This window comes from Banduia mediterranea, assembly GCF_031846245.1.
Taxonomy (GTDB): Bacteria; Pseudomonadota; Gammaproteobacteria; order Nevskiales; family Nevskiaceae; genus Banduia; species Banduia mediterranea.
The window spans coordinates 37,562-64,203 of the sequence record NZ_JAVRIC010000007.1 but is presented as its reverse complement, the minus strand read 5'-3'; the positions used below and the strand labels follow the sequence as shown (position 1 = coordinate 64,203).

Genomic DNA, 26,642 nt, shown 5'->3' with positions numbered 1-26,642 from the left:
CCGCAAGCGGGGCGTTTCTGCAATGCCGGACGGTGCCGGATATTCGAGGAAAGCCTGAGCCTTACAACGAATAGTACATATCGAACTCGATCGGATGCGTGGTCATGCGGAAGCGCGTGACCTCGTCCATCTTCAGTTCGATGTAGGCATCGATCAGGTCGTCGGTGAATACACCGCCGGCCTTGAGGTAGTCACGATCCTTGTCCAGGGCTTCCAGCGCCATGTCGAGGCTGTGCGCGACTTTCGGGATCAGCTTGTCCTCTTCCGGCGGCAGGTGGTAGAGGTCCTTGGAGGCCGCCTCGCCCGGATGAATCTTGTTCTGGATGCCGTCCAGGCCCGCCATCAGCATCGCCGCGAAGGCGAAGTACGGATTGGCGGTGGAGTCCGGGAAACGCACCTCGATGCGGCGACCCTTGGGGCTGGAGACCCACGGAATGCGGATCGACGCGGAGCGGTTGCGCGCCGAGTAGGCCAGCATGACCGGCGCTTCGAAGCCCGGCACCAGGCGCTTGTAGCTGTTGGTGGAAGCGTTGGCGAAGGCGTTGATCGACTGCGCGTGCTTGAGGATGCCACCAATGTAGAACAGCGCGGTTTCGGACAGGCCGCCGTACTCGTCGCCCGCGAAGATGTTGGTGCCTTCCTTGGACAGGGACTGATGCACGTGCATGCCGGAACCGTTGTCACCGACGATCGGCTTGGGCATGAAGGTCGCGGTCTTGCCGAACTGCGCGGCCACGTTCTGCACCACGTACTTGAGCTTGAGGACCTCGTCGGCCTTCTTGGTCATGGTGTTGAACAGCACACCGAGTTCGCACTGGCCGGCGGTGGCAACTTCGTGATGGTGCACCTCGGTCTCGATGCCGATGGCCTCCAGCGTTTCGCACATCGCGGAGCGCATGTCCTGCAGCGAATCGACCGGCGGCACCGGGAAGTAGCCACCCTTGACGCCCGGGCGGTGACCCATGTTGCCTTCTTCATAGGCCTTGCCGGAGTTCCAGGCGGCCTCTTCGGCGTCGATGTGCACGTAGGAGCCCCACATGCCGTCGTCCCAACGCACCGTGTCGAAGACGAAGAACTCGTTTTCGGGGCCGAAAAAGGCGGTGTCGGCAATGCCGGTGGATTTGAGGTAGGCCTCTGCGCGCTTGGCCAGCGAACGCGGGTCGCGCTCGTAGCCCTGCATCGACGACGGCTCGATGATGTCGCAGCTCATCACCAGCGTCGGTTCTTCGAAGAACGGGTCCATGAAGGCCGATTCCGGGTCCGGCATCAGGATCATGTCCGACTCGTTGATGCCCTTCCAGCCGGCGATCGACGAACCGTCGAACATCTTGCCGTCGGTAAACAGGTCCGCGTTCACCGTGTGAGACGGAACGCTTACGTGCTGCTCCTTACCCCGGGTATCCGTGAAGCGGAAGTCAACGAACTTCACGCCCTTGTCTTTGATCAGTTTCAACACGTCATTAGCTGCCGACATTAGGCTCTCCGTCATGCGCTTTGTTTAAGAGGGGAACGGTTGTTATACCGCCGGCTTTGCCCCACGCCCCGGCGGTGGGCAGGAAAAAGCAGCTTTTGTGCCAGCGGTATGCGTGCTCAGAATGCGTCAGGAGCCGTTGCAGCGCCAGCGCACGCCCCAAACTTGGGCGTGCGCATCATTTTGGTGCGAATGCGCTGCGAGGGCTGACACCCCGCAGGCTCCTTTATACTCGCGGCGTTTTGCAATACCGCCTGAAAACGTCGACTCGAAATGAGCTTTCAAGAACTGATCCTCCGACTGCAGCACTTCTGGGCCCAACAGGGCTGCGTGATCGTGCAGCCCATGGACATGGAGGTTGGCGCTGGCACGTTTCACTGGTCGACCTTTCTGCGTTCGATCGGCCCGGAACCGTGGAACACCGCCTATGTGCAACCGAGCCGCCGCCCCACCGACGGCCGCTACGGCGACAATCCGAACCGGCTACAGCATTACTATCAGTTTCAGGTGCTGATGAAGCCGAGCCCGCCGAACATTCAGGATCTCTATCTGGATTCGCTGCGCGAACTCGGCTTCGATGCGCTGACGCATGACATCCGCTTCGTCGAGGACAATTGGGAATCGCCGACGCTCGGCGCCTGGGGCCTGGGCTGGGAAGTCTGGCTCAACGGCATGGAAGTCACGCAGTTCACCTACTTTCAGCAGGTGGGCGGCATCGAGTGCAAGCCGGTCTCGGGCGAGATCACCTATGGACTGGAACGCCTGGCGATGTACATCCAGGGTGTGGAAAGCGTCTATGATCTGGTGTGGTCCGACGCTGGCGGCCACATCGTCACCTACGGCGACGTGTATCACCAGAACGAAGTCGAACAATCGGCCTACAACTTCGAACACGCCGACACCGGGGTGCTGCTCGAACGCTTCAATGGGGCCGAAGCCGAATGTCTGCGGCTGCTCGCACTGGAGACCGCGTTGCCGTTGCCCGCCTACGAACGCGCCATCCAGGCCAGCCATTCGTTCAACCTGCTCGACGCGCGCGGCGCGATTTCGGTCACCGAACGGCAGGCGTACATCCTGCGCGTGCGCACGCTGACGCGCGCCTGCGCCGAGGCCTACTACGCCGCTCGCGAAAAACTGGGCTTTCCAATGGTCGATCAGGTTCGCGCCGTCGCCTGAGCCATGCCACAAGACCGGGCCGCGCGGGCCGGCGGTGGTGGAATTCTGGTTGTCCGGTACCGGCACGCCGGATGCGGTGGACAATGTCGTCTTGGTCATTGGGGAATCTCCTCGGTGTCGTGCCGTTGGTGGGTAAGCACAGCGCCAGTCCGGACCCGCGAAGAGCATTCATATAATTGATTGTCATCCGGAGAATGATAGAACTTTCAAATGATCCGGGATTTCGGGGGCGCCTGCTCAATGTTCGCCGGCTTGGCGCGGCACCGCGCTTCCGGGACAATCGCGAGCCTCGTTTTCCATGCTGCCCCTGATCCCATGACGCAAGCGCCTGCGCTGCTGCTCGAAATCGGTTGTGAAGACCTCCCGGCCCGCTATGTGGCGCCGCTCGCCGCGGCACTGGCCAAAGGCCTGGGCGACGGTCTGGGCCGCCGCTCGGTCGCACATGGCGCAGCGCAGACCTATGCCACACCGCGCCGGATTGCCGTAATCGTCGAGGCGGTGGCGCAACAGCAACCGGACCAGACGATCGAGCGCAAGGGCCCGGCGCTGGCCGCCGCGTTCAAGGACGGAGCGCCGACCAGGGCCGCCGAGGGCTTTGCTCGCTCCTGCGCCGCCGACGTGGCTGCACTGGCGCAGGAAGACGGCTATCTGGTGTTCCGCAAGGCCGAGCCCGGCAAAGCGACGGCGGAGCTGCTGCCGGCGATCTTCGAGGAATGCCTCAAGCTGATGGACGCGCTGGCGCCCCAGCGCATGCGCTGGGGCGGTGGCGACGAAACCTTCGTGCGGCCGGTGAAATGGCTGCTGTGCCTGCATGGCGGGGCCGTGGTGCCGCTGGGCCGATTCGGCCTGAAATCGGGGCGGACTACTTACGGACACCGCTTTCATGCGCCCGAGCCGATCGAGCTGGACACGCCGGCGGACTATGTGGCCGCTCTGGAAGCGGCCTACGTTCAGCCGGATCTGTCGCGCCGGATTCAGGATATTCGCGGCCAGGTCGAAGTCCTGGCCAGCGCAGCCGGTGGCCATGCCCGCATCACCGAGGATCTGCTGGCGGAGGTCGCCGCGCTGGTGGAGTATCCGGTGGCGATCGCCGGACGCATCGAGGATCGTTTCCTGGTGCTGCCGCCGGAAGTGATCGTCTCCACGGTCGAGACCAATCAACGCTATTTCACGGTGTTTTCCGATCAGGCATCGGTCGAGGGCCAGATGGCGTCTGCGGCCGGCTACCTCAAGCCGGTGTTCATCACCGTGGCGAATCTGATGTCCCGAGACGTCGACCAGGTCATTGCCGGCAACGAGCGCGTGGTACGACCGCGCCTGTCCGACGCGATGTTCTTCTGGGAACAGGATCGCCAGCAGCCGCTGGATCGCTACGCGACACGGCTGGGCAGCGTGACGTTCCAGAAGGACCTTGGTTCGGTGGGCGACAAGATGTCGCGCGTTCGATCGCTTTGCGCGCTGATCGCCACAGAATGTAACGCGGATATCGCCATCTGCGAGCGTGCCGCGGCCCTCGCGAAGTGCGACCTGGTGACGCGCATGGTCTTCGAATTCCCCGAATTGCAGGGGCTGATGGGTGCCTACTATGCGAGCGCCGGCGGCGAATCAGCGGCGGTGGCGGCGGCGATTCGTGATCAATATCTGCCGGCCCAGCAGGGCACCTCGATTCCCGCCACGCGCGAAGGCTGCGTGCTGGCACTGGCGGACCGGCTCGACACCCTGGCCGGGATCTTCGCCATCGGCCAGAAACCCACGGCGAGCAAGGACCCCTACGCGCTGCGTCGTGCGGCGCTGGGCGCGCTGCGCATCTGCGTGGAGGGCGGACTTGAAGTGGATCTGCGCGGCCTGCTCGATCGGGCGCTGCAACTGCAGCCCGCTGGCCAGCGCGATGACGAGACACTGGACGCGCTGTGGACCTTCGTGGTCGAGCGACTTCGCGGCTATTGCACGGATCGCGGCGCCACAATCGAGCAGTTCGATGCAGTTCGCGTCACCGGCGCCTCGGTGCCACTGGACTTCGAGCGCCGCTTGAGCAGCCTGCGTGCCTTTGCCGGCAGCGAGGCCGCACAAAGTCTGGCAGCCGCCGACAAACGGGCGCGCAATATCCTGCGGCAAGCCGGACACGGTGAATCCGGCACCATTGCGGCCAGCCTGTTCGAAAGCGACACCGAACACGCCTTGCTGGCGGAACTCGAACGTGTCGAGGCAGTGCTGGTCCCCCTGCGAGCCGCCAATGATTACCCGGCCATGCTGAATGCGTTGTCGGCCCTGCGCGCTCCGGTCGACCGCTTCTTCGACGCGGTGATGGTGATGGCCGATGACGAGGCCGTGAAACGCAACCGGCTGGCGCTGCTGGCGACGCTCGACGCGCTGTGCCGTGAAGTCGCGGATCTGAGTCTGCTGCCGGGCTGATGCGCCACATCGTGGCCCTCGCGAGCCTGCTCGTGCTGCTGAGCGATCCGCTGGCGGCGCAGTCGCCGATCCCGCCTCTCGGCGACGGCTGGACGCAAACCGCGAAAGACCCGATGCAACTGCAATGGCAGGGCGACTCGGCGGCCGACCGGATGTCGGTCACGCTGTATCCGCCGACGCCGAGCGACGCGGTGGCGCTGGAGTGGCTGGACGCCCGAATCGCGCAGATGGCGATCGAGCAATCACTCGACCATCAGAACTGCCACGGCGGTGACAACGAAGTCGCGGAAGTGGCCCTGCGCTTCTGCACAATCGCGCGACAAGGCGGCGGCGAGCTGCTCGCCGGCTTTGTCGCGACCACCACTGGCTCCGGCGACATCGCCTTGATCACGATTGTGGCCGCGCAGACCCAGGCTACACGCGAACGTCTGCTGGCCGACCTCAGGACTCTCGGCACACTCGCCCGGAACTCCGATACACCGGCATCCACGGCTGGCGGTGCTGCGGCAGAATAGGGCGCTCTGCCGCCACGGAGGCTGCGCGTGAAACTGGTCATTCTCGACCGCGATGGGGTCATCAACGAAGACTCGCCGAACTACATCAGGTCGGTGGCCGAATGGCAGCCGATTCCCGGCAGCCTTGAAGCCATCGCGCGCCTGACGCAGGCCGGCATTCGCGTGTTCATCGCCACCAATCAGTCGGCGGTGGGTCGCGGTCTGATCGACTTCGACGGTCTGTTCGCGATCAATGACCGCATGCGGCGCGCCGTGGCCGAAGTCGGCGGCCGCATCGACGGCATCGCCTATGCGCCCGATCTGCCGGGCGAAGGCAGCCCGATGCGCAAACCCGAACCCGGCATGCTGCTGGACATCCTGCGCCGCGCCCAGGCCGCGCCAGAAGACGTGCCGATGGTCGGCGATTCCCTGCGCGATCTTGAGGCCGCCAGAAACGCCGGCGTGCAAGCGAATCTGGTGCGTACCGGCAACGGCCGGGACACTGAAGCCGGGCTCGATGCCGCTTTCGGTCCGGTCGCGATACACGACGATCTCGCGGCATTCGTCGATGCCTGGCTCGCCCGGCAAGGCTGACTCCCTGCATCGGCTGTTCGTCTACGGCAGCCTCTGCGGCAGCGGACCGCATGCGCGACCGCATCGCCTGCTGCGTCCGGCGCGATGGCTCGGACCCGCCACCGCCAGCGGCGAGCGTGTTCCCGCCGGGCGCTATCCGGGCGCCCGCCCGCATCCCCGCAAGCGTCTCCACGGACAGCTGTATCAGCTGCTCGCCCCGCGCCGCAGCCTGTACCGGCTCGATCGGTACGAGGACTGCCGCCCCGGCAATCCTCGCTACGGCCGCTACTCCAGGCAGCGCGCGCCGGTGGAAGTCGGCCAGCAAACGGTCTGGGCCTGGGTCTACTGGTTTCGGGGCCCGCGTTCACGCTGAACGCCCGCCGCCTGTGGCATGCATCCCAGCGCTCTTGCACAATCGCCGTCTCGCGCGCGGCCGCCCTCATTCAAGGCGCGCGCCAGGCATCCGGGGATAGCGCATGACCGAACGACCAGACACCGCCGGCGCGGTCAATTCGCCGGGGCGGGTGCTCTTCGCCAGCCTGATCGGCACCACCATCGAGTTCTTCGATTTCTACATCTACGCAACGGCGGCGGTGCTGGTGTTTCCGGCGTTGTTCTTTCCGGCCAGCGACCCCGCCTCGTCGATGCTTTCGTCGCTGGCCACCTTCGCCATCGCCTTCTTCGCCCGTCCCGTCGGCTCCGCGCTGTTCGGTCATTTCGGCGACCGGATCGGCCGCAAGGCCACGCTGGTCGCCGCCTTGATGACCATGGGCTTGTCCACCATCGCGATCGGACTGCTGCCGACCTACGCCATGATCGGCACCGCGGCACCGATCCTGCTGGCGCTGTGCCGCTTCGGTCAGGGCCTGGGTCTCGGCGGCGAATGGGGCGGTGCGGTGCTGCTGGCCACCGAGAACGCCCCGCCCGGCAAGCGGGCCTGGTACGGCATGTTCCCGCAACTCGGCGCGCCCTTGGGTTTCATCTGCTCGGGCGGCTCGTTTCTGCTGCTGTCCGAGTGTCTCAGCGATGCGCAGTTCTTCGCCTGGGGCTGGCGCGTTCCGTTCCTCGCCAGCTCGGTGCTGGTGTTCATGGGGCTTTACGTTCGCCTCAAAATCACCGAAACGCCGGTGTTCCAGAAGGTTCTGGACGCCCACGAACGCCGTAGCGTGCCGATCCTGGGTGTGTTGCGCGACCACCCGAAGGCTCTGCTGCTCGGCACCCTCATCGCGGTGGCTACCTTCGTGCTGTTCTATCTGATGACGGTGTTCGCGCTGTCCTGGGGTACCGGCGCGCTTGGGGTACCGCGCCAGCAGTTCCTGATGATCCAGCTGTTCGCGATTCTGTTCTTTGCCGCGACGATCCCGTGGTCGGCCAGGCTGGCGGACCGTTACGGCCGCCGCCGTACCTTGCTGGCCGTGTCGGCCGCCATCGCCGCCTTCGGACTGGTGATGGCGCCGATGTTCAACAGCGGCCTGATCGGCATGACGATCACCCTGGTCATCGGTCTGGCGCTGATGGGCATGACCTATGGGCCACTGGGCACGATCCTGTCGGAGTTGTACCCCACCGCCGTGCGCTACACCGGCTCGTCGCTGAGCTTCAATCTGGCCGGTATCGTCGGCGCCTCGCTGGCGCCGTATATCGCCACCTGGCTGGCCACGAACTATGGCCTGCAATTCGTCGGTTATTACCTGGCCGGCGCGGCCCTACTGAGCTTCACCGCGATGTGGTTCAGCCGCGAAACGGCGGATGATGCGTTTTGATCGTTGTTCTGGCGAGCGCATGCACCGTCGGTGATCCTTCGATCGAAAGCGGGACATATGCTGAAATGCATGAACTTCACCTGGGACGAGAAGAAGGCCAAGAGCAATCTTGAGGAACATGGAATTGGCTTTCCGGAAGCTGCCACTGTCTTCTTCGCCCCCTTGTCAATCACGGGCGCACCCGAGTTCGACAGTTCGCCGCCCCCAAAGGCGGAAATAGGCGTTTGTCGAACGGCGGATCAAGGACTTAGCGTCGGAACCAGACGGGAAAGGACGCTCTATGAAGAAAGCTAGTTCCTCCAAAGACACCCTCCGCAACGAGTACAAGCGTTCGGATTTTCCCGGCGGCTTTCAACGCGGGAAATATGCCGCTCGCGCTGCGACTGCGTCCAATATCGTCGTTCTGGAGTCCGAGATCGCCACCGCGTTTCCAACCAGCGCTGCGGTCAATCAAGCGCTCCGCACCATTTTGGAGGCAGCGGAGCAGGTTACGATTCACCCCGAATCAGATGCTCCAACGGAGCATCCACCTGCCGCTTCTCGGCGCACCGGCAACCGTTGAACTTGGGACGACCGAACTCCGTGTCGTAACGCATAACGCCCAAGTTCACCCGCGGCCCAGTTGCCGCGAAGCGGCGGCTGGGACGTCGGCGTGCAACTATTGTTAGAAGGTTACTCATCTAGAAAAGAGCCAGGAAGCAGATGCCCCGAGTAGGAAGAAAATGAAATTAACCCCTACTCCTTTCCAAAAGGACTTCTTGGATTCCTTCCTCAATTCGCCGCCGAGCACCTGAGCGATGGCCTGTACCTGCTCCTCATTCATGGATATCAGCTTGCGATGCTTTTCGGCGTCTTCCTGCAGCTCTTCGACAAGTTGTTTGCGAGTTTCAATCTCTGACTCTATTTCAGCCACAAGCCTACTGGAGTCTTTGAGCGCCCCAGTCAGTTTCGAAATGCGCTCCTCAATCGTTTCTTTGCGACCCTTGTTCTTCTTCGCATCTAAATATCCCTGCGCAAAGCCAACAAGAGCTGAGGCGGTGGCTCCGCCCACGATCATTGCTACAAGTTCAAAAGAAGCGGACATTCTTTCCGAGCCTTCTAACGCCGTTTCAACGTTCGCGCCGAATACGAATGCCCACGTTGCGCGCCACGGTGACGGCGCCGGGCTTGCGGATCGTCAGTTGCACCGAGCCCAGCAGCGAATACTCGCCCAGCAGGTCGCGCGCGATGTGTTCGGCCAGGGTTTCGATCAGGCGATAGTGCGTAGCCTTGCAGATTGCGGTGACGCGTTCGCAGACGGCACCGTAGTCCACGCTGTCTTCCATCGCGTCGCTGGCGGCGGCGCGCTGATTGTCGACGCCCAGCTCCAAACCGATCACCAGCTTGCGCGGCAGCTGCTGCTCCCATTCGTAGAGACCGACGATGCATTCGACCGTCAGGTCCTCGATCAGCACGACGTCGCTCATGGGATTGTCTCTTGTTCCATCGTTTCGGGCCGGCGCTGCACCGGACACAGTTCGGACAGGGGCCAACGCGCACGCACTTCCAGCGCTGCCACTGCCGGACTGCCTTCGGCGCGACGCATCCAGCCGACCAGAGCCACCATCGCCGCATTGTCGGTACAGAAGGCCTGCCGCGGGAAGAACACTTCCGCTCCGCGCGCCCGCGTCCTCTCCCGCAAACTGGCGCGCAGGCGCAGATTGGCGCTCACGCCACCGGCCACCACCAGCCGTTCATAGCCGGTGGCCTCCAGGGCGCGCAGGCACTTGATACAGAGCGTATCGACCACGGCTTCTTCGAAAGCGCGTGCCAGATCGGCGCGCTCGGCGTCACTGGCCGCCTTGGGCAAACTGGTCAGCACCGCCGTCTTGAGTCCGCTGAAACTGAAATCCAGACCCGGCCGGTCCGTCATCGGCCGCGGCAGGCGGAAACGTCCCTCGCGGCCGGACTCGGCCAGTCGCGCCAGCTCGGGGCCGCCGGGATACGGCAGGCCCAACAACTTGGCGGTCTTGTCGAAGGCTTCGCCGACCGCATCATCAAGGCTTTCGCCGAGCAGGCGGTAGTCACCGACGCCGCGTACGTCGACCAGCAGCGTGTGGCCACCGGACACCAGCAGCGCCACGAACGGGAAGGCCGGCGGACGATCTTCCAGCATCGGCGCCAGCAGGTGCGCCTCCATGTGATGCACCGGTATCAGCGGCAGGCCGTGCGCCAGTGCGATGCCGGCAGCGGTGGCGCCGCCGACCATCAGCGCGCCGATCAGGCCGGGTCCGGCGGTATAGGCGACACCGGCCAGATCGCGCGTCCCCAAACCCGCTTCGTCCAGCACCTGCCGCAACAACGGCGCGACACGACGCACGTGATCGCGGGAAGCCAGTTCCGGCACGACGCCACCATATTCGGCATGCAGCGCGACCTGCGAATGCAGGGCATGCGCACGCAGACCACCGTCGTAAATGGCCACGGCGGTTTCGTCGCAGGAGGTTTCCAGGGCGAGAACGGGGGCGGTTTTTGGCAGAGAGGCGCTCATCGGCCGCGGCATTGTGCATCAGCGCAGGCGGCCTTTCGACAAAGGGCTTGTGTATAACTTGCCCAGCCCCTAAAATCGCGGCCCATTTTCCCCTAAGCAACGAAACCCGTTGCCAAGTGAGAGTTGTGAATGCCTAGCGTCCGCGTCCGCGAAAACGAGCCGTTCGAAGTTGCCCTGCGCCGTTTCAAGCGCACCTGCGAGAAAGCCGGTGTCCTCACCGATGTCCGCAAGCACGAATACTTCGAAAAGCCGAGCCAGGAGCGCAAGCGCAAGCGTGCCGCCGCTGTGAAACGCCAGTTGAAGCGCGTTTCCCGCGACGTGTCGCGCCGCACGCGCATGTACTGAGGCGGTACGCGGTCGGGCCGCGGGCATCGCGGCCTTCCCACTACGCGAAAACCGGGCGCTTGCGTCCGGTTTTTGTGTTCCTGCCGATCAAGTTTTGAATCTTAAGAGGTCCAGGCCGATGTCCGAGCTCAAGTCCCGCATCACCGAAGACATGAAGACCGCCATGCGTGGCGGCGACAAGGCGCGTCTGGGCGTGATCCGCATGCTGCAGGCAGCGATCAAGCAGCGCGAAGTGGACGAACGCATCGAACTCGACGACGCCGCGATCGTGGCCATCGTCGAGAAGATGATCAAACAGCGCCGCGATTCGATCCAGCAGTTCAACGACGGCGGCCGCCCGGAACTGGCGGAGCAGGAGGCCTTCGAGATCGAGCAGATCAAGGACTACATGCCGCAGCCGCTGTCCGAGGAGGCCCTGTCCGCAATGGTCGAGCAGGCCATCGCCGAAACCGGTGCCGAATCGGCCAAGGACATGGGCAAGGTGATGGGCTGGATCAAGCCGCGCGTCGCCGGGCGGGCCGACATGGGCGCACTGTCGGGCCGCATCAAGGCGCGCCTGGGCTGAGAACCCCAGGTTCGGGGCCCGCGGCGGCGTAAGCTTCCGACATGAGCGGACGTATTCCAGACAGCTTCATCCAGGATCTGATTGCCCGTGTCGATATCGTGGAGGTGATCGGTTCGCGGCTGGAACTCAAACGCGCCGGCCGCGAGTTCAAGGCCCTGTCGCCGTTCACCAACGAGAAATCGGCCTCGTTCTTCGTCTCTCCGGCGAAACAGATGTTCTTCGACTTCAGCTCGGGGCGCAGCGGCACCGCGATCAGCTTCCTCATGGAGTACGAACGGCTGAGCTTTCCGGAAGCCGTGGAGGAGCTGGCCCGTCAGGCTGGCGTCGAGGTACCGCGCGTCGGCAGCTCCGGGCCATCCAGGGCCGTGCTGGAGGGGCCGCTGGATGCGCTGGCCTTTGCCGACCGCGTGTACCGCGCGCAGCTGCGCGAGGCGCCTCAGGCGGTCGAATACCTGAAGAAGCGCGGCGTCTCGGGCGAAACCGCCAAGACCTTCGGCATCGGATACGCGCCGGAATCCTGGGACGCGCTGACCCGCCAGCTGCCCGATCCGCGGCATGCCATCGAAGCCGGGCTGCTGATCGAGAAGGATCAGGGCGGCGCCTACGACCGCTTCCGCAACCGCATCATGTTCCCGATCCGCGACACGCGCGGCCGCGTCATCGGCTTCGGGGGACGCACCCTCGGCAATGACCCGGCCAAATACCTCAACTCGCCGGAAACCGTGCTGTTCCACAAGGGCCGCAATCTGTTCGGCCTGTACGAAGCGCGACAGGCGGTGGCGCATCCCGCCTACCTGCTCGTGGTGGAAGGCTATATGGATGTGGTGGCGCTGGCTCAGGCCGGCATCCCCGAGGCGGTAGCTACGCTCGGCACCGCAACCACCCAGGACCATCTCAAGCTGCTGTACCGCGCCACCTCGCGCGTCGTGTTCTGTTTCGACGGTGACCGAGCCGGTCGCTCGGCGGCCTGGCGCGCGCTGGAGCAGGCGCTGCCGGAGGTCAACGACGGCCGCGAGGCGGCGTTCATGTTCCTGCCCGAGGGACAGGATCCCGACTCCCTGGTGCAGGAAATCGGCGCCGAGGCCTTCCGCCAGCGCGTGGACGAGGCGGTACCGCTGACTCAGTTCCTGATCAACGAACTTTCGAAGCGCAGCAAGCTGTCGAACATCGATGGGCGTGCTCGCTTCGCGGCCGAGCTGAAGCCGTACTTCGAGCGCATGGTCGGTGCGACGCTGCGCACGACGCTGGTCGATGCGATCGTGCCCATTGTGCGAATGCCGCGCGCGGACGTGGAGGCGATGCTGGGTGGCCGCGGTGGCGGCGAGGGCTCCGACAACAACCATCAGGACCGTCGCATGCTCAAGGGGCCGGTTCTGCGACTGCTGCAACTGGTCCTGGATCGGCCGGCACTGGCCAGTTCGATTCAGGGCTTCGGCGAACTTCACAGCCTGGACGAACCGGGCCTGCCGCTACTGCTGCGTGTGGTCGAATACTTCCACGACCATCCCGAGCAGAACGCGGCCGCGCTGACGTCCACCTGGGACGATCCGACCGAGGCGAAGCTGCTCGGCGAGATTCCGCCCCCAGAGTCCCGCATCTTCGGCAGTGAAGCCGCAATGGTGTCCGAATTCAACGACGGATTCGAGCGTCTGCGGACTCAGGCCCGCCGTCAGCGTGCCAGCGAACTGCTCGAAATCGCCCGCCAACGCGAGCTCAGCGCCGGCGAGCTTGCGGAGCTACGAGAATTGACTGCCTCACGCGCGGCACAAAGCCTGGATCGTCCTGTCTGACGGCCATGCCGCAAGCGCCACCCTGCAGAATGAATCGCCTGCGACACGGCCGTTCCCCCTCAGCCACCACTACTCCCGCAAGCGGGCGAGGGTAGGTCGGCGTCACGCCGCGCGTGATTCACGTCAAACCTTGAATCGGTGGGAGCTTGGACCCATGAAGCGGTTCAAGCCCCGCCATCCTTTCCAAGCGAAAAACCGACGACATCGTTACAATGTCAGGTTCCGCGCCCTCTCTTATCCGTCGGACTTCTATGAGCGTCGAAAAACAATCCCAGATGAAACTCCTCATTGCCCAGGGCAAGGAGAAGGGTTATCTGACCTACGCCGAAGTGGCGGACCACCTTCCTGAAATCGTCGATTCCGAACAGATCGACGACGTCATCAGCATGCTCCAGAACATGGGCATCACGGTGCACGAGGAAACCCCGGACGAAGACACGCTGCTGCTGGCGGCCACCGTCAACGCGGGTGAGGACGAAGAGGAGATCGACGAGGCCGCCGCTGCGCTGGCTGCGCTTGATGACCAGTTCGGCCGCACCACCGATCCGGTGCGCATGTACATGCGTGAGATGGGCAGCGTCGAACTGCTCGACCGCGAGGGCGAGATCCGCATCGCCAAACGCATCGAGGAAGGCCTCAACGAAGCCCTCTACGCGATGGCTCAGTACCCGGAAACGGTCGCCATTCTGCTCGAAGCCTTCGACATGGTGAAGGAAGGCAAGAAGCGTCTCGCCGATGTTGTGGTTGGCTTCATCGATCCGGAAACCGGCTATCCGGAAGGCGCCGGCCCGAACGACACTCCGGCTGCGGAGACCTCGTCGACCGATGACAGCGACGATGATTCGGACGACGACAGCGACGACGACGACGACGACAGCAGTGATGCACCGACCGGACCCGATCCGGTGGTCACCGCCGAGCGCTTCGCCGAAATGCAGCGGCTCTACGACCAGGCCTGGGAAGCGCTGGAGAAGCGCGGTTCCGGTGACGAGAAGACCGAGAAGTATCGCGACGAGGTGGCCTACCACCTGATGCGCTTCAAGCTCTCGCCGAAGATCGTCGACGAGGTTGCCACCAATCTGCGCGCGAAGATCACCGAGATTCGTCGTCTCGAACGCCAGATCATGCGCATCTGCGTGGTCGATTGCGGCGTGCCGCGCACCGAATTCATCGAAAAGTTTCTGCGCGCCGAAAGCGACGAGGGTTTCGTCGAGCGGCTGGTGCGCTCCAAGAAAAAGTATTCCTCGTCGATCAACGAACGTCGTGGCGAAATCATCGGACTGCAGAAGTGCATGCAGCAGATCGAGGCCGACTGCCTGCTGACGGTCGAGGAGATCAAGGACATCAATCGTCGCATGGCGATGGGCGAGGCCAAGGCCCGCCGCGCCAAGAAGGAAATGGTCGAGGCCAACCTGCGACTGGTGATCTCGATTGCCAAGAAGTACACCAACCGCGGCCTGCAGTTTCTGGACCTGATTCAGGAAGGCAACATCGGCCTGATGAAGGCGGTGGACAAGTTCGAGTTCCGCCGCGGCTTCAAGTTCTCGACCTATGCGACGTGGTGGATTCGCCAGGCGATCACGCGTTCGATCGCCGACCAGGCCCGCACCATCCGCATTCCGGTGCACATGATCGAGACGATCAACAAGCTCAATCGCATCAGCCGCCAGATGCTGCAGGAGATGGGCCGCGAGCCCACGCCCGACGAACTGGCCGAGAAGATGGAGATGCCGGAGGACAAGGTTCGCAAGGTGCTCAAGATCGCCAAGGAGCCGATCTCCATGGAAACCCCGATCGGCGACGACGAGGATTCGCATCTGGGCGACTTCATCGAGGACGGCAACGCGATCTCACCGGTGGAATCGGCCACCACCGAGTCGCTGGGCGAGGCCACGCATCAGATTCTGGCGAGCCTGACGCCGCGCGAGGCCAAGGTACTTCGCATGCGTTTCGGTATCGACATGAATACCGACCACACGCTGGAAGAGGTCGGCAAGCAGTTCGACGTGACGCGCGAGCGGATCCGCCAGATAGAGGCCAAGGCCCTGCGCAAGCTGCGTCACCCGAGCCGCGCCAACTACCTGCGCAGCTTCCTCGACGAGTAAGCGCCAGCCGGCTGTGATTCGTGGATGTGAAAAGCCCTGCGCTGGCGGGGCTTTTTCTTGCGCCAGAGCCGGTCGCTGTCCGGGCTTGCGCTGCACGCGTGGCTGAACGCCGAGCGGGTATTTCGATGTCAACAACGTTTAAAGCAGGCCGTTCTATACTGGCGCCACGTCGCCACAGAAGCGGCGTATCCCCAAACTGACAACAGGAAAACAAGCACATGAAACTGGCACCTATCGCGGCTGCACTGTCGCTGAGCCTGGCACCGGCCCTGAGCTTCGCCGCCACCACCAACAATCTGGACATCTACTACATTCCCAGCGCCGATATCGAGATTGACGCCGACGCCGGCGGTGAAGCATCGGACGACGGCGACGGATACGGCATCAAGGGCGAGTTCCAGTTCACCGATCAGGCCTTCTTCACCGGCGAATACCAAAGTGTGGAATACGACGATGCCGGCGATCTCGATCAGATTCGCGCCGGCGCCGGCTACCGCTTCACCACCGATGCCCTGCCGATCTGGTACGTCCGCGGCGAGTTCGTGCAGTTTGACGATGGCGACGACGATCAGAACGGCTACGGCGTCCACGGCGGTGTGCGCGGCGAAAACGGCCGTTTCGGCATCGTGGCCGAAGTCGGCTATGTCGACGTCGATGAAGCCGACGGCTTCGAGTTCCTGGTGGGTGGCGACTACTCCATCGACAGCACTTTCGCGCTGTTCGCGGACTACCGCTATACCGAGCTCGATGCAGATGGTGGCGACATCACCCTGGAGGATGTGCGCCTGGGCGTGCGTGCCCGCTTCTGAACAAGCTCGACGCTGCGTGAGGCCTGGCGGCCTCTATCGGGTAGGAGGCGGGTAGAGGAATAATTCTACCCGCCGAACTACTCACCCCCTGCTACCTGGCTGTGACCTTGCCCGCGAAAAACGTATCCCTTGCCGTGTGATTCAATCCACGCAAGACCAAGACAACACGGGCGCGCTATACGCTTGAATTCAAGCAAGAGGCGGTGCGTGGTCGAGGGTGGTCAAAGCCAAGCCTCGGTGGCCAAGACGCTGGGTCACGTTGAGCAGACGCTGTTCAACTGGGTCAAGGCGAACCGGCAAGGGCAGCTCAAGGACACCGACAGCAAGCCGGTGAGCGCCGAGCTGATCTTTTGGACCGATACACCACGCGGCACCGGCGAAGGGAACGGAAGGTCGAGGATGCAACATCTGCTCGACCGCCAATTCACCATGGCCGAGCCGGACACGGTCTGGGTGGGCGACATCACCTACATTCCCACCGACGAAGCTTGGCTGTACTTGGCCGTGGTGATCGACCTGTTCAGCCGTCAGGTCGTGGGTTGGTCGATGCGTGCGGACATGGCCCGCGACCTCGTGATCGATGCACTGCGCATGGCATGGTTCAAGCGCCATCCCGACAAGGACGCCGGATTGATTTTTCACAGTGACCGCGGCAGCCAATACGCCAGTGAGGATTTCCGAGACGTGCTCAAGGACTACGGCATCACCGCTTCCATGAGTCGGCGTGGCAACTGCTGGGACAATGCCTGCAGCGAAACGCTGTTCGGCTCACTGAAGGTGGAACGGCTGCACGGTCAAGGCTTCATTACTCGCCGCCATGCCAGGGATGAAACGATTGCCTGGCTGCTCTGGTATAACCCGTCCCGATTACACTCCACCTTGAACTACGTCACCCCGATGCAGTTCGAGCAACACTGGCTGACCGACCAGACCAAACAAGCCAGCTCATGACCTCGGTTATGGGGTACGGAATTCGAGGGCAAGGTCAGGTCGTCGCGATGCGAAAACGGAGACGGAGCTATGGGAAGTGCTCGGAGCTGCCGGCTGAAGTGTCTCCGAGGGCCAAGTCGACTTGCGAAAGGCCCGCAAAGTGCGGCCTTTGCGGGCCTTTCAGCGAAAAATATACTTCAAAAACAATAATCTGAGATTGTATGGTGGGCCCACGAGGATTCGAACCTCGAACCAAGGGATTATGAGTCCCCTGCTCTAACCGTTGAGCTATAGGCCCGTTTTGCGTTGCGTTGCGTTGCGCTGCGCCGGGCGGGCAATGAAGGATGCGGATGATACCGTTTTTTGCGTCCTGGTCCGGCAGGGCTTCTGGACGATCAGACACATTTTCGGAACCTCGGGGCGCAGGCGGCTTGCCTTGGGCCGTCTACGCTGCTTGTCATGGACACGACAACCAATCCAGGCAACGACAAGCCCACGCTGATGGCACCCGTTCGAGCAGCGCTCGACCGGACCCGCATTGCGGACGGCCTCGCTCCACTCGCGTTCCGGCTCTACCTGGCGCCGGTGATGTGGATGGCAGGCAGCTCCAAACTGGCCCATTTCGATTCCACGGTGGAGTGGTTCGGAAATGCGGATTGGGGCCTTGGCCTGCCGTTCCCCTGGTTGATGGCTGCGCTGGCAATGGCCACTGAGCTGGGTGGCGCAGTATTGTTGCTGCTGGGCTTGGGCGTACGCTGGATCAGCCTGCCTTTGATGGCGACGATGCTCGTGGCGGCTGCCACCGTGCATTGGGGCAACGGCTGGCTTGCGATAGCCGAGCCCGGCGGCTTGTTCGCAACGGAGCGGACGATGGAAGCGGCCGAACGCTTGTCACGTGCCAAAGCGATCCTGATGGAGCATGGCGATTACGAATGGCTGACCGAGCATGGCTCTCTGGTCATTCTGAATAACGGCATCGAATTCGCTGTAACGTACTTTATCTTGTTGTTATCGTTGTTTTTTTCGGGCGGCGGTCGATTTTTCAGCCTCGATTTCTGGCTGTGGAAGCATCTGAATCGGCAGGTTCGCACGTAACTGTGTCGACCCCGGTCCGGGGATCGACGTGAAAATTGACGGAAAACTGGAGATTCAAATGAAGAAGACGCAGATCAAGAAACCGCTCGCGGTCGCCCTCGGCACCGCAGCCCTGAGTCTGGCCGGCATGAGCGCCGCTCAGGCCTCTCCGTTCGCCGCAAGCGATCTGGCCGCCGGCTACATGATCGCGCAGGCCGACAAGGGCGGGGAAGCCAAGTGCGGGGAAGCCAAGTGCGGTGAGGCCAAGTGTGGTGAAGACAAGGCCGAGCACAAAGATGGCGAAGCCAAATGTGGCGAGGCCAAGTGCGGCAGCAAGTAAGTCCGGTGGCTTCCGGCGCTCGGGTTTCGGGCGCCGGACTCGGTCTGCGGCGGGCCCTGATGGACCCGCTTGCGGACTGTGCCGTGGCCGACCGTCCGGCCTTTCTGGAGGTGGCTCCGGAAAACTGGATGGGACTCGGTGGGCGGCTTGGTCGTCGATTTCGTGAGTTCATGGAGCGATACGACTTCGTGACCCACGGTCTGTCGCTGTCGATCGGTGGCCCCGATCCGCTGGACCTGGCGTTCATCGATCAGGTCAGGAATTTTCTCGACATGCATGGCATCGCTGACTACAGCGAGCATCTCAGTTACTGCACCGACGACGGTCACCTCTATGACCTGATGCCGATTCCGTTCACGGAGGAGGCGGTGCGTCACGTGGCCAGCCGCGTGAAAATCGTTCAGGACGTACTGCAGCGCCGGATTGCGCTGGAGAACGTCAGCTATTACGCCGCACCCGGCGCACGCATGAGCGAACTGGCGTTCGTCAACGCGGTGCTCGCCGAGGCCGACTGCGACCTGTTGCTGGACGTCAACAACATCGTGGTCAATTCGATCAATCACCGCTACGACGCCAGCGCATTCCTCAAAGGATTGCCGCTGGCGCGCGTGCGGTACATCCATGTGGCCGGGCACTACGTGGAGGCGGAAGACCTGCGCGTGGACACACACGGCAGTGCGGTCAGCGACCCGGTCTGGGATCTGCTGGACGAAGCCTACGCGCTGCTCGGACCGGTACCGACGCTGTTGGAACGGGACTTCAACATTCCGCCGATGGAAGAGCTGCAGCGCGAACTCGGCGTGATCCGCGGCTTGCAGGCGCGCCAGCAAGCCCCCCGGAAGTCGGCGAATGACTGAAGCTGCCGGTCTGCGCGAACTACAAATGCAGTTTGCCGCGCATCTGCGCGATCCGGCCGCCAATCCGGCGCCCGCAGGCATCGAGGATCGGCGCCTGCAGATCTACTGCGATCTGTTCTACAACAATGTGCAGGACTTTCTCGCCAACGCCTTTCCGGTATTGCGCCGGATACTCGGCGACGATGCCTGGCACGCTCGCGTTCGCCACTTCTACGCGAACCACCGCGCTGTGTCGGCGCAGTTGTACGCACTGGCCGAGGAGTTCGCGGACCACCTGGCTGCGGAGGCCGGCACGCGCGTGGACGATCCGCCGTTTCTGGCGGAGCTGGCGCACTACGAATGGGTGGAAATGGCGCTGCTGGTCGACGAGGACGAAATCGACGCGGTCGAGGTCGATCCCGATGGCGACCCCATGCTGGGGCTGCCGGCACTGTCGCCACTGGTGTGGACACTGGCCTACCACTGGCCGGTGCATAAAATCTCGCCGGATTTCCAGCCGCAGCAAGCGCCTGCGCAACTCACCTACCTGCTTGTCTATCGCGACCGTGCCGACAAGGTTCGCTTCATGGAAGTCAATGCGGTCACGGCGCGCCTGATGGAGCTGATCGAGAGCGAACCGGATACCGGCAATGCCCTGATGCATCGCATCGCCGTGGAAATGCAGCACCCGCATCCCCGCAGTGTGGTCGACGGCGGCGCCGCATTGCTGGCCGATCTGCGCGCGCGTGACATCGTGCTGGGCACCCGTCGACTCGCCTGAAGACGCGCCGGCGCGATTCGCCGAAGGCATCCGTTCGTGCCGCGTATCGAATGGCGCATACCGCGGGCTTGAATCCCGGCGCCCGAATCGCGAGCATGGCTGGCGGCAATCGCGGCGGCCGCGGTAATGGATTGAACTTCCGGATGCAGGTGCCTTCAAAAATGGCTCACCCGCCTGGAACCGTTCATGCTTGAACCATTGCAGCTCGGGACTTGATGCACAGTTCGGCCGCGTCCATGCGTGCAAGCTTCTTGCGTGCGTCGGGAAAGCAATGCGACTTATGCGACTTGGATTTTTTTGGGTTGTTGTGACGAGGAAACACGTGAAAGGCTGGAGCCTGCGTCAAGCCTTTGTGCTTTTGACGCTGATCACTACGGGATGCGCGTCGGCGCCGAGTACGCCGATGCCCGGTTCGGCTGCCTGGGAATCCCGCTACGACCTCATCTATCAGGACCTTTCCGACGAGCGCCTGTTCAGCGCACAGGCCCAAGCCGATGCCCGCCTCGTGGGCCCGGTCTCGTTCAGTGTTGCCAGCGCGCTGCCACTGGTGCAGCGGCAGGCAGATACCTGGCTCGCCAGCAACCTCAACGTAGGGTCCGGCAGCGGACCGCTCAGCTACATGGCCAGCTACTCTCTGACGCCCGGCGACATCATCTTCGCTGACGATATCGAATACGCCAATCTCAACAAGCCTCAGCGTTTTGGCGGCCAGCACATCGGACAGAACGTACGTCTGCAGCTGCCGGCTTTGGCCGGCGCGCCGCTGGCGATTGCCGTGACCCACGAGTCCGATGATTTCTGGACGGTCAATGGCTATACCCAGCAACAGCGGGAGATTGCCGACCTGAGCTGGAAGCCACGGCATGCGATGGTCAACCTGCAATGGGCCGGCGCCTCGTCGGGTCTGGATTCCAGCCTGGCGCTGGACTGCGAACTACGTGGATCGGTCGGCGTTCCCACACCCAGCCGGGCGAATCGCAAGCGGGCGGTGCGCATCTCGGGCCGCGATTGTCAGGTCGTGTCCGACGATGTCCGTTACAGCGATCTCGCCGCGCAGACCTACGGCGTGGCCTACACCTGGGCGCGTCCGCAGCTCGAAAACGCGGTGAAGCTGTCCGCGATCGATCCGATGTGGGGGGGGGGCTCCATGCAGCCGGATATCGACCCGAGTTACGAACTTGGCCTATCGCAAACCCGGACACGGGGCGCCTGGACGGCCAAGGCCTTGGTGGCGGTGCGCCACGCCGCCACAGGGGCCTCCATCGAACTGGTGGACGGTGACACGATGGGCATGCCGATGGCGGACAGCGACACCTATTTCGCCTCCAACGCCACGATTACGCGGCGCTTGCCGACGGTCTCGGTATCCGCCACCTGGGCGCACGGCGCCGACCCGCTGTGGTTCGTTCCGGAAATCGGCCAGGAAGCCGACCGCTTCGGACTGGCGGTGGATTTCACGCGCTGGGCGCAGACGCTGGCCCCTGGCGTGAACCCCACACTGGCGATGAGCTGGAACTGGACGCAGGCCAAGACCCGAGCCAATCAGCGCACCTCCGACAACGCCCTGAAGCTGAATCTCTCTGTGCTCTGGTAGCCCGGCGCGCAGACGCCCGCGCCTGTAGAATCGCCGGTTTAGAGTCGCCCATCCGCAGGTGGCTTGAGGCGAGTTCCCCCCGGGACGCGCCACCGTGCGAATCACGAGTATGTCCCGACCCATCCCTAGCACCGAAGACCGGCTGGCCGACTTTCTGCAGCCGCATATCGAACCCGGCGATGTGGCCGCATTGCTGCCCTTGCAGCGCGCCCGGCCTGCGCTGAATGCCTTGACCACGCTGTTTCATGGCGGCGAGGCGGCCGTAATGGCGCGCCTGCTGGTGCTGCGCGAAATCGCGGCGCGTGGCGACGCCCCGTTCTGGACGCCGGCCGAGCTGCGCGAGCGCCTGGCCTATCTCGATACCGGCAAGCTCGAAACCATCCTGCTGCGCCTGCGCGAGAACGAGCTGCTGCTGTGGGACAGTGAAACCCTGCGCTATCAGATCAGTCCGGCCGGGCGCATGGCGATCGCCGCCGTCAACACCCTGCTGAAGTTCGACGACGAAGGCTCCGAGCTCGGTTACCTCGCCTCGCAGCTGGCCGCCAGCGGCGCGCTGGGCCGCGTCGCCGCCGATGAGCTTCAGCACCTATTGTCGCGCCTCACCGAGCTCAAGGACGATTTCGAACGCGCCGTGCTGTCGGGCTCCGAATCGCGTATCCGCAATGCCGAGAAGCGGCTGGCGCAGGTCTGGGATTGGGTCGACAAGGGCACCGAGGTGTTGCAGTCGATCACTGAAAACGACGAGCTCGACGCCGCCTCGCACCGCGTCGCGCAACGCATCGGCCAGGTGCAGAGCGAGCTGCTGCGCATGGGCGGCGTCTTCCAGCGAGCGCTCAACCAACTCGAAAGCCAGAAAGTGCACCTGGGCACCACCGGCCTGTCATCCTCGGACGTCACCCGATGGCTGCGCACCTGCTCGATCGACCAGCTGATCGGCCTGGTCGGCGCACCGGAGACCGTGTCCGCGGTGCCGACGCTGCCGCTGGTGCTTGGCGACATCGCGCTGGACATCGCCGAATACGAACTCGTCGACAAGGCGATCCCGGAACGCATCGAGACACCGCTGCCGCCGGTGGAGGCGAACACCACCGCGACACTCGATGTGGAGGCCATCGACTTCAGCGCCGCCGAGGATTTTCTCGACGCGATGCGCGTGGCGCCGGACGGCCTGCCGCTGCAGGACGCCGTGGCCGCGCGCGACTATCTGGAATCGAGCTATCGGCTGTCGCTGCTTTCGGTGTTGGGCGATACCGACATCGAAACCCTGGACGGCCCCTTGGCGGCACTGGCGCGCCTGCCGCGCCGTCCGCAGTGGACCGGCGACATCGTTCAGGTCGCGCGCGGCGGCATCGCCGAAATGAGCGCCGGCCAACTGACGGAAACCGAACATGGATGCTGAAATCCGAACGCTGGCGGCGCGCCTCGCGGCCGCCCAGGTATTGCGCCGCGACGACCCGATGGTACGCCGCGTGCTGACCGACGAACTGTTCTATCAGCAGCTCAGCGAGCGGCTGGCGGCCGTCGGTCTGGAGTTCGTCGATCATCCGTACGCGGAGCACGTTTCGGTGCGTCTGGCGCGAGAGCAGGAACAGGCCGTGTTCGGCGGCGAGGAAACCTGGCTGTCGAACAATCTCGGCCTCGCCCGCGACCAGATCGCCCTGCTGGTAGTGCTGTGGGCGCTGCTGATCCTGCCCAAGCGACAACGCCAGATCGAACGCAAGTCCTCGCGTGATTCGATCTCGCAAAGCGAGATGTTCGCCACCGACAAACCCATTCCCACCGGCGCAGAACTCGGCATCGGCGTCAACGAGAATACGCTGCTCGCCGATTTCGGCGACCGCCTCGGCGGCAAGACACGCATCAGCATCGGTCTGGGTGTGCTGTCGCGACATCGACTGATCGACCGCCGTGGCGGCCAGATCGTCGAAGGGCCGCTGCTCGATCTGGCACTCGACTATGAGCGCATGGCCGGCCGCGTGCTCGACGGCACGCTCACCGATCTGTTCGGCACGCAGCTGGCCGATGTCCTGCCCGCCGCCGACGTCTGACGCCCCACGCCTCACGGACAAAATGTTCAGCTTCCACAATCTAGAAGTCGTTCACTGGGACTACTGGCGTCGCTTCGGCATCCCGCTGGATGCCGGCATCGTCACGGTGGTCGGCCCCAACGGTTCCGGCAAGACCACGCTGCTCGACGCGCTGCGCACGCTGCTGGTGATCGGCTGCTCCTCCGGCCGCGATTACAAACGCTACGTGCGGCGTTCGGACGCACCCTATGCCTGGCTGCGCGCCGAAGTCAGCAATCCGAGGCGACCCAACGGACAGCTCGCGTTCTGGCCGATCACCGGCGAGCGCGTGACCCTGTTCTGCAATATCCGCAAGAAGGGCGGCGACTGGGAACGCCGCTACGGCATCGCGCCCGGCTCGGTCTCGGTGGAAGACGCCGAAACCAGCGAGCGCATCGTCTGGAAAGCCGTGCGCCAGTACGAAGCGGAACTGGAGCACGCCGGGCTCACACGCGCGATCAAGCGCGTGCTGGCGCTGGACCAGGGCCATACCGACAAGCTCTGCGAATACAGCGGACGCCAGCTGCTCGAACTGGTGTTCAACGTGTTCGGCGACCAGGAAGTGCTCGACAACTACCAGGCCGCGAAGCAGGACCAACTCGCGGTGGAGCGCGAACTGGAAGTGCTGAAGACGCGCCTCGCGCAGCTGGGCACGCAGTTGCGCGAGGCCGAGGCCGAGGTCAATTCGTTCAACGAATGGATGCGGCTGACGCGTGAACTGGCCGATCTGCAGGCCGAATGGCTGCCGCGTGTCGCCGTCGCCGAACTGCTCGGCGGCGTGCGCGCCGGCCGCAGCCAGTTGCAGGGCGCGCGCCGCGAACGCGTGCGCCTGGAACGGGATCACGATGACACGCGGCGCCGCCACGCCGAACTCGACGCGGCCGCAGATCAGGCCGAACTCGACACCGAGGCGGCGATCGATGACGAGTCCAGGGCGCAGGAAGCCTTCATTGCCGCACGTAGCGATGCCGGCGCCATTGAAAAGACCCTGGAATCACGGGAGCGCCTGTTGAGCATGGCGCGCGAACAGGCCGCGGGCGTCGATGTCGAGAAAGCCAGCACGCAGTTCGACGCAGCCCAGCAGGAACGCTTTTCGCTGACGCGCCGACAAACCGAACTGGCGCAAAGCATCAGCGAACTCAAGGCGCGCATCGCCGCCCTGGAAAGCGGCCGCAGCCTGGCGCCGCGTGAGGTCGAGCAATTTCGCTCGGCGCTCACCGACGCCAGAATCGCACATTGCGGCCTGGCCGAGATCGTCGAAATCAGCGACCCCGCCTGGCAGGGTGCGGTGGAGGCGGTACTGCGTGGCCTGCGCCACGTCATATTGCTGGACGACCCCGACGACCGCATGCGCGCCTGGCGGCTCGGCGAACAACTGCGGTTCCGCCACTACGTGGTGCCGGACCGCGAGCTGGCGCCGCCGGCCACGGCCGGATCGCTCGGTGCCTGCGTGCGCTTCACCGCCAAACCGCCGGTGTGGCTGCCGCGCATGCTTAATGACATTCAATGCGTGCGCGACGCCGCCGAGGGCGCGGACCTGCCGGCACGGCAAAGCTGGATCACGCCGCAGGGCTATCACCGCGAACGGCGCGGCGCGCGCGATGTGTCCGTGAATGATTTCTATTTCGGACGCGCCGCTGCCGCGCCGATGAAGCAGCGCGTGACTCAATTGCAGGCCGAACACGACGCCGTGCAACCGGCGCTGGAGCAGACGCTCAAGCGCATCGCCGATCTGCAGATGCTGATTGCCGGCGTGGACGCCGCGCGCGAGCTGGCGGCGCGACAGGCCGAGTTTTCCGATGCCGAAACGCGTGGGCCACAGTGCGCCGCGCGCGCCCAGACCGCCGCCGAAGCCCTGGCCGATGCGCAGGCACGGCGACGCGAAGCCGGTCTGCGCGCCCAGGCCGTGCGCGAACAACGTGGCGAACTGACCGCGCGACTGAAGCAGGTGGAAACGGCCATCGAACGACTCTCCATCAGCGTCGGTAATTCCCGCGAAGAGCAGGTGCGGCGCATTGTCGAACTGCGCAAGCAACGCCTGCGGTTGCCGGCCGAAAAGCGGACACCGGATGCCCTGGATGAAGCGCGCAAGAAGTTCGAGAGCGTGCATGAAGTCGAGCGCGAGATCGACCGCGAACGCACCAGACTGGAGGAAGGCAAGTTCGTGCGCGACGACAGCTGCATCGCCAAGCAAGAAAAGCTGGCGCGCGACCACGAGCAACTGGCCGGCACCATCGACAACCAGTACGTCCACCTCGAACGCGCCAAGACCGCCACCGAACGCGCGCGCGGCAGCTACATCAACGTGCTCAAGGGCACCATCCGGCGCTACGCGCAGAACCTGCGCACGCTCGGTGAACTCGCAGGCATCGCCGTGGAAGTCGAACATCCGCAGCTCGCCAACGACGACGTACAGCTCGCCCAGGCGGCGCTGGCGGTGCGCTTCAACTTCGATCAAAAGGGCATGATCGGCCTCAACGACGGCGAGGCCTCAGGCGGTCAACAGGTCATGAAGTCCATGATCCTGCTGGTCAGCCTGCTGATGGATGAGGACGCCGGCGGCGGCTTCGTGTTCATCGACGAACCCTTCGCGCATCTCGACATCTTCAACATCGACAAGGTCGGCGGCTTCCTCGAAGCCACTCGTGCGCAATACATTCTGACCACGCCCAATACCCACAACGTCAACGTCTACAAGCCCTCAGACCTGACGCTGGTGACGCAGAAGCGCCGCCCCGGCGAGCAGTGGGCGCCACCGGTGGCGTTTCTGCGGCGGGATCGCAGCAGCGACGCTGCGGCCTGACCCGGGTTCAGGCGTCCGCCGCGCCTCTCGAACGGCGCGCCCTGGACGCGGACTTGTTGCGGGCAGCATGTAGCGCCCGCCCCGCCCAGAGGCCGAGCCGTTCGTCATCCTCGAATATCCCGTCCGGCACCGGTGTAGTAGCCGGTGACCGTAACGGCCTGGGTGCGGGTGGAATAGCCGAACGG

Annotated in this window: 25 protein-coding genes, 1 tRNA gene and 1 pseudogene; 22 read left to right on the top strand and 5 right to left on the bottom strand. The window is 64.0% G+C overall.

Features of this window, described 5'->3' with window-relative positions; genetic code table 11:
• Window positions 1-61: 61 nt before the first annotated feature.
• Window positions 62-1,474 carry a glutamate--ammonia ligase gene (gene glnA / locus RM530_RS06805; protein ID WP_311364468.1) on the bottom strand — a complete coding sequence of 471 codons (1,413 nt, stop codon included), beginning with the start codon at window positions 1,472-1,474 and terminating at the stop codon, window positions 62-64.
• 270 nt (window positions 1,475-1,744) lie between these two features.
• Here glnA and glyQ point away from each other — a divergent pair, with 270 nt between their 5' ends.
• From glyQ to RM530_RS06765, 8 genes are all read left to right on the top strand, one after another.
• On the top strand, window positions 1,745-2,647 hold the full coding sequence (gene glyQ, locus RM530_RS06800; RefSeq protein WP_311364467.1) for a glycine--tRNA ligase subunit alpha: 903 nt from the start codon (window positions 1,745-1,747) through the stop codon (window positions 2,645-2,647).
• A 315-nt stretch (window positions 2,648-2,962) separates the two neighbouring features.
• On the top strand, window positions 2,963-5,059 hold the full coding sequence (gene glyS, locus RM530_RS06795; protein ID WP_311364466.1) for a glycine--tRNA ligase subunit beta: 2,097 nt from the start codon (window positions 2,963-2,965) through the stop codon (window positions 5,057-5,059).
• Window positions 5,059-5,574 (top strand): hypothetical protein, encoded by a 516-nt coding sequence (locus tag RM530_RS06790; protein WP_311364465.1) that lies wholly within the window; start codon window positions 5,059-5,061, stop codon window positions 5,572-5,574. Before glyS ends, RM530_RS06790 begins: the two co-directional genes overlap by 1 nt.
• Before the next feature lie 27 nt (window positions 5,575-5,601).
• Window positions 5,602-6,147 (top strand): D-glycero-beta-D-manno-heptose 1,7-bisphosphate 7-phosphatase, encoded by a 546-nt coding sequence (gmhB, locus tag RM530_RS06785; RefSeq protein WP_311364464.1) that lies wholly within the window; start codon window positions 5,602-5,604, stop codon window positions 6,145-6,147.
• Window positions 6,122-6,499, top strand: coding sequence for a gamma-glutamylcyclotransferase family protein (locus RM530_RS06780; protein ID WP_311364463.1), 378 nt, complete (start codon window positions 6,122-6,124; stop codon window positions 6,497-6,499). Before gmhB ends, RM530_RS06780 begins: the two co-directional genes overlap by 26 nt.
• Before the next feature lie 103 nt (window positions 6,500-6,602).
• The gene (locus RM530_RS06775) at window positions 6,603-7,889 is read left to right on the top strand and encodes an MFS transporter (RefSeq protein WP_311364462.1); all 1,287 of its coding nucleotides are present in this window, start codon (window positions 6,603-6,605) and stop codon (window positions 7,887-7,889) included.
• Window positions 7,890-7,958: 69 nt separating this feature from the next.
• The gene (locus tag RM530_RS06770) at window positions 7,959-8,183 is read left to right on the top strand and encodes a BrnT family toxin (RefSeq protein WP_311364461.1); all 225 of its coding nucleotides are present in this window, start codon (window positions 7,959-7,961) and stop codon (window positions 8,181-8,183) included.
• The gene (locus RM530_RS06765; protein ID WP_311364460.1) at window positions 8,170-8,451 is read left to right on the top strand and encodes a hypothetical protein; all 282 of its coding nucleotides are present in this window, start codon (window positions 8,170-8,172) and stop codon (window positions 8,449-8,451) included. Before RM530_RS06770 ends, RM530_RS06765 begins: the two co-directional genes overlap by 14 nt.
• Window positions 8,452-8,565: 114 nt before the next feature.
• Here RM530_RS06765 and RM530_RS06760 read toward each other — a convergent pair whose 3' ends face one another.
• The 3 genes from RM530_RS06760 to tsaD are packed head-to-tail and all read right to left on the bottom strand — an operon-like array spanning window position 8,566 to window position 10,419.
• Window positions 8,566-8,973, bottom strand: coding sequence for a hypothetical protein (locus RM530_RS06760; protein WP_311364459.1), 408 nt, complete (start codon window positions 8,971-8,973; stop codon window positions 8,566-8,568).
• A 25-nt stretch (window positions 8,974-8,998) separates the two neighbouring features.
• On the bottom strand, window positions 8,999-9,355 hold the full coding sequence (gene folB / locus RM530_RS06755) for a dihydroneopterin aldolase (RefSeq protein WP_311364458.1): 357 nt from the start codon (window positions 9,353-9,355) through the stop codon (window positions 8,999-9,001).
• Window positions 9,352-10,419 (bottom strand): tRNA (adenosine(37)-N6)-threonylcarbamoyltransferase complex transferase subunit TsaD, encoded by a 1,068-nt coding sequence (tsaD, locus tag RM530_RS06750; RefSeq protein ID WP_311364457.1) that lies wholly within the window; start codon window positions 10,417-10,419, stop codon window positions 9,352-9,354. Before tsaD ends, folB begins: the two co-directional genes overlap by 4 nt.
• A 129-nt stretch (window positions 10,420-10,548) precedes the next feature.
• Here tsaD and rpsU point away from each other — a divergent pair, with 129 nt between their 5' ends.
• The 6 genes and pseudogenes from rpsU to RM530_RS06720 form a co-directional block, all read left to right on the top strand.
• Entirely contained in the window at window positions 10,549-10,764 is a 216-nt protein-coding gene (rpsU, locus tag RM530_RS06745; protein ID WP_311364456.1) for a 30S ribosomal protein S21, read from the top strand.
• A 118-nt stretch (window positions 10,765-10,882) separates the two neighbouring features.
• On the top strand, window positions 10,883-11,329 hold the full coding sequence (locus RM530_RS06740) for a GatB/YqeY domain-containing protein (protein WP_311364455.1): 447 nt from the start codon (window positions 10,883-10,885) through the stop codon (window positions 11,327-11,329).
• Between the two features lie 41 nt (window positions 11,330-11,370).
• A complete protein-coding gene (gene dnaG / locus RM530_RS06735; protein WP_311364454.1) occupies window positions 11,371-13,119 on the top strand; it encodes a DNA primase in 1,749 nt (582 codons plus the stop codon).
• A 251-nt stretch (window positions 13,120-13,370) separates the two neighbouring features.
• On the top strand, window positions 13,371-15,224 hold the full coding sequence (gene rpoD / locus RM530_RS06730) for an RNA polymerase sigma factor RpoD (RefSeq protein ID WP_311364453.1): 1,854 nt from the start codon (window positions 13,371-13,373) through the stop codon (window positions 15,222-15,224).
• Window positions 15,225-15,442: 218 nt separating this feature from the next.
• The gene (locus tag RM530_RS06725; RefSeq protein ID WP_311364452.1) at window positions 15,443-16,033 is read left to right on the top strand and encodes an outer membrane beta-barrel protein; all 591 of its coding nucleotides are present in this window, start codon (window positions 15,443-15,445) and stop codon (window positions 16,031-16,033) included.
• A gap of 405 nt (window positions 16,034-16,438) precedes the next feature.
• Window positions 16,439-16,984 (top strand): annotated as a pseudogene (locus RM530_RS06720) (IS3 family transposase); the annotation flags it as partial.
• A gap of 201 nt (window positions 16,985-17,185) precedes the next feature.
• Here RM530_RS06720 and RM530_RS06715 read toward each other — a convergent pair.
• A tRNA-Ile gene (locus tag RM530_RS06715) sits at window positions 17,186-17,261 on the bottom strand.
• A gap of 203 nt (window positions 17,262-17,464) precedes the next feature.
• Between RM530_RS06715 and RM530_RS06710 the strand changes: the two genes are divergently transcribed.
• From RM530_RS06710 to RM530_RS06675, 8 genes are all read left to right on the top strand, one after another.
• Entirely contained in the window at window positions 17,465-18,058 is a 594-nt protein-coding gene (locus RM530_RS06710) for an HvfX family Cu-binding RiPP maturation protein (protein WP_432276080.1), read from the top strand.
• 58 nt (window positions 18,059-18,116) lie between these two features.
• Window positions 18,117-18,377, top strand: a complete 261-nt coding sequence (locus RM530_RS06705) for an HvfA family oxazolone/thioamide-modified RiPP metallophore (RefSeq protein ID WP_311364450.1) — start codon at window positions 18,117-18,119, stop codon at window positions 18,375-18,377.
• Complete coding sequence (locus tag RM530_RS06700) at window positions 18,362-19,234, top strand: HvfB family MNIO-type RiPP peptide maturase (RefSeq protein ID WP_311364449.1); 873 nt, start codon at window positions 18,362-18,364, stop codon at window positions 19,232-19,234. The genes RM530_RS06705 and RM530_RS06700 overlap by 16 nt, the downstream gene beginning before the upstream one ends.
• Window positions 19,227-19,994: an HvfC family RiPP maturation protein gene (locus RM530_RS06695; protein WP_311364448.1), complete on the top strand. Its 768-nt coding sequence runs from the start codon at window positions 19,227-19,229 to the stop codon at window positions 19,992-19,994. The genes RM530_RS06700 and RM530_RS06695 overlap by 8 nt, the downstream gene beginning before the upstream one ends.
• 403 nt (window positions 19,995-20,397) lie before the next feature.
• Complete coding sequence (locus RM530_RS06690) at window positions 20,398-21,588, top strand: hypothetical protein (protein ID WP_311364447.1); 1,191 nt, start codon at window positions 20,398-20,400, stop codon at window positions 21,586-21,588.
• Window positions 21,589-21,697: 109 nt separating this feature from the next.
• Window positions 21,698-22,987, top strand: coding sequence for a hypothetical protein (locus RM530_RS06685; RefSeq protein ID WP_311364446.1), 1,290 nt, complete (start codon window positions 21,698-21,700; stop codon window positions 22,985-22,987).
• A complete protein-coding gene (locus RM530_RS06680; RefSeq protein WP_311364445.1) occupies window positions 22,977-23,636 on the top strand; it encodes a hypothetical protein in 660 nt (219 codons plus the stop codon). Before RM530_RS06685 ends, RM530_RS06680 begins: the two co-directional genes overlap by 11 nt.
• Before the next feature lie 22 nt (window positions 23,637-23,658).
• Window positions 23,659-26,457, top strand: coding sequence for an AAA family ATPase (locus RM530_RS06675; protein WP_311364444.1), 2,799 nt, complete (start codon window positions 23,659-23,661; stop codon window positions 26,455-26,457).
• Window positions 26,458-26,642 lie beyond the last annotated feature (185 nt).

What these genes read in the sequence shown, in the direction of transcription:
- glnA (WP_311364468.1), bottom strand. Translation starts at nt 1,474, where the DNA reads ATGTCGGCAGCTAATGACGTGTTGAAACTGATCAAAGACAAGGGCGTG.
- glyQ (WP_311364467.1), top strand. Translation starts at nt 1,745, where the DNA reads ATGAGCTTTCAAGAACTGATCCTCCGACTGCAGCACTTCTGGGCCCAA.
- glyS (WP_311364466.1), top strand. Translation starts at nt 2,963, where the DNA reads ATGACGCAAGCGCCTGCGCTGCTGCTCGAAATCGGTTGTGAAGACCTC.
- RM530_RS06790 (WP_311364465.1), top strand. Translation starts at nt 5,059, where the DNA reads ATGCGCCACATCGTGGCCCTCGCGAGCCTGCTCGTGCTGCTGAGCGAT.
- RM530_RS06780 (WP_311364463.1), top strand. Translation starts at nt 6,122, where the DNA reads ATGCCTGGCTCGCCCGGCAAGGCTGACTCCCTGCATCGGCTGTTCGTC.
- RM530_RS06775 (WP_311364462.1), top strand. Translation starts at nt 6,603, where the DNA reads ATGACCGAACGACCAGACACCGCCGGCGCGGTCAATTCGCCGGGGCGG.
- RM530_RS06770 (WP_311364461.1), top strand. Translation starts at nt 7,959, where the DNA reads ATGAACTTCACCTGGGACGAGAAGAAGGCCAAGAGCAATCTTGAGGAA.
- RM530_RS06765 (WP_311364460.1), top strand. Translation starts at nt 8,170, where the DNA reads ATGAAGAAAGCTAGTTCCTCCAAAGACACCCTCCGCAACGAGTACAAG.
- RM530_RS06760 (WP_311364459.1), bottom strand. Translation starts at nt 8,973, where the DNA reads ATGTCCGCTTCTTTTGAACTTGTAGCAATGATCGTGGGCGGAGCCACC.
- folB (WP_311364458.1), bottom strand. Translation starts at nt 9,355, where the DNA reads ATGAGCGACGTCGTGCTGATCGAGGACCTGACGGTCGAATGCATCGTC.
- tsaD (WP_311364457.1), bottom strand. Translation starts at nt 10,419, where the DNA reads ATGAGCGCCTCTCTGCCAAAAACCGCCCCCGTTCTCGCCCTGGAAACC.
- rpsU (WP_311364456.1), top strand. Translation starts at nt 10,549, where the DNA reads ATGCCTAGCGTCCGCGTCCGCGAAAACGAGCCGTTCGAAGTTGCCCTG.
- RM530_RS06740 (WP_311364455.1), top strand. Translation starts at nt 10,883, where the DNA reads ATGTCCGAGCTCAAGTCCCGCATCACCGAAGACATGAAGACCGCCATG.
- dnaG (WP_311364454.1), top strand. Translation starts at nt 11,371, where the DNA reads ATGAGCGGACGTATTCCAGACAGCTTCATCCAGGATCTGATTGCCCGT.
- rpoD (WP_311364453.1), top strand. Translation starts at nt 13,371, where the DNA reads ATGAGCGTCGAAAAACAATCCCAGATGAAACTCCTCATTGCCCAGGGC.
- RM530_RS06725 (WP_311364452.1), top strand. Translation starts at nt 15,443, where the DNA reads ATGAAACTGGCACCTATCGCGGCTGCACTGTCGCTGAGCCTGGCACCG.
- RM530_RS06710 (WP_432276080.1), top strand. Translation starts at nt 17,465, where the DNA reads ATGGCACCCGTTCGAGCAGCGCTCGACCGGACCCGCATTGCGGACGGC.
- RM530_RS06705 (WP_311364450.1), top strand. Translation starts at nt 18,117, where the DNA reads ATGAAGAAGACGCAGATCAAGAAACCGCTCGCGGTCGCCCTCGGCACC.
- RM530_RS06695 (WP_311364448.1), top strand. Translation starts at nt 19,227, where the DNA reads ATGACTGAAGCTGCCGGTCTGCGCGAACTACAAATGCAGTTTGCCGCG.
- RM530_RS06690 (WP_311364447.1), top strand. Translation starts at nt 20,398, where the DNA reads ATGCCCGGTTCGGCTGCCTGGGAATCCCGCTACGACCTCATCTATCAG.
- RM530_RS06685 (WP_311364446.1), top strand. Translation starts at nt 21,698, where the DNA reads ATGTCCCGACCCATCCCTAGCACCGAAGACCGGCTGGCCGACTTTCTG.
- RM530_RS06680 (WP_311364445.1), top strand. Translation starts at nt 22,977, where the DNA reads ATGGATGCTGAAATCCGAACGCTGGCGGCGCGCCTCGCGGCCGCCCAG.
- RM530_RS06675 (WP_311364444.1), top strand. Translation starts at nt 23,659, where the DNA reads ATGTTCAGCTTCCACAATCTAGAAGTCGTTCACTGGGACTACTGGCGT.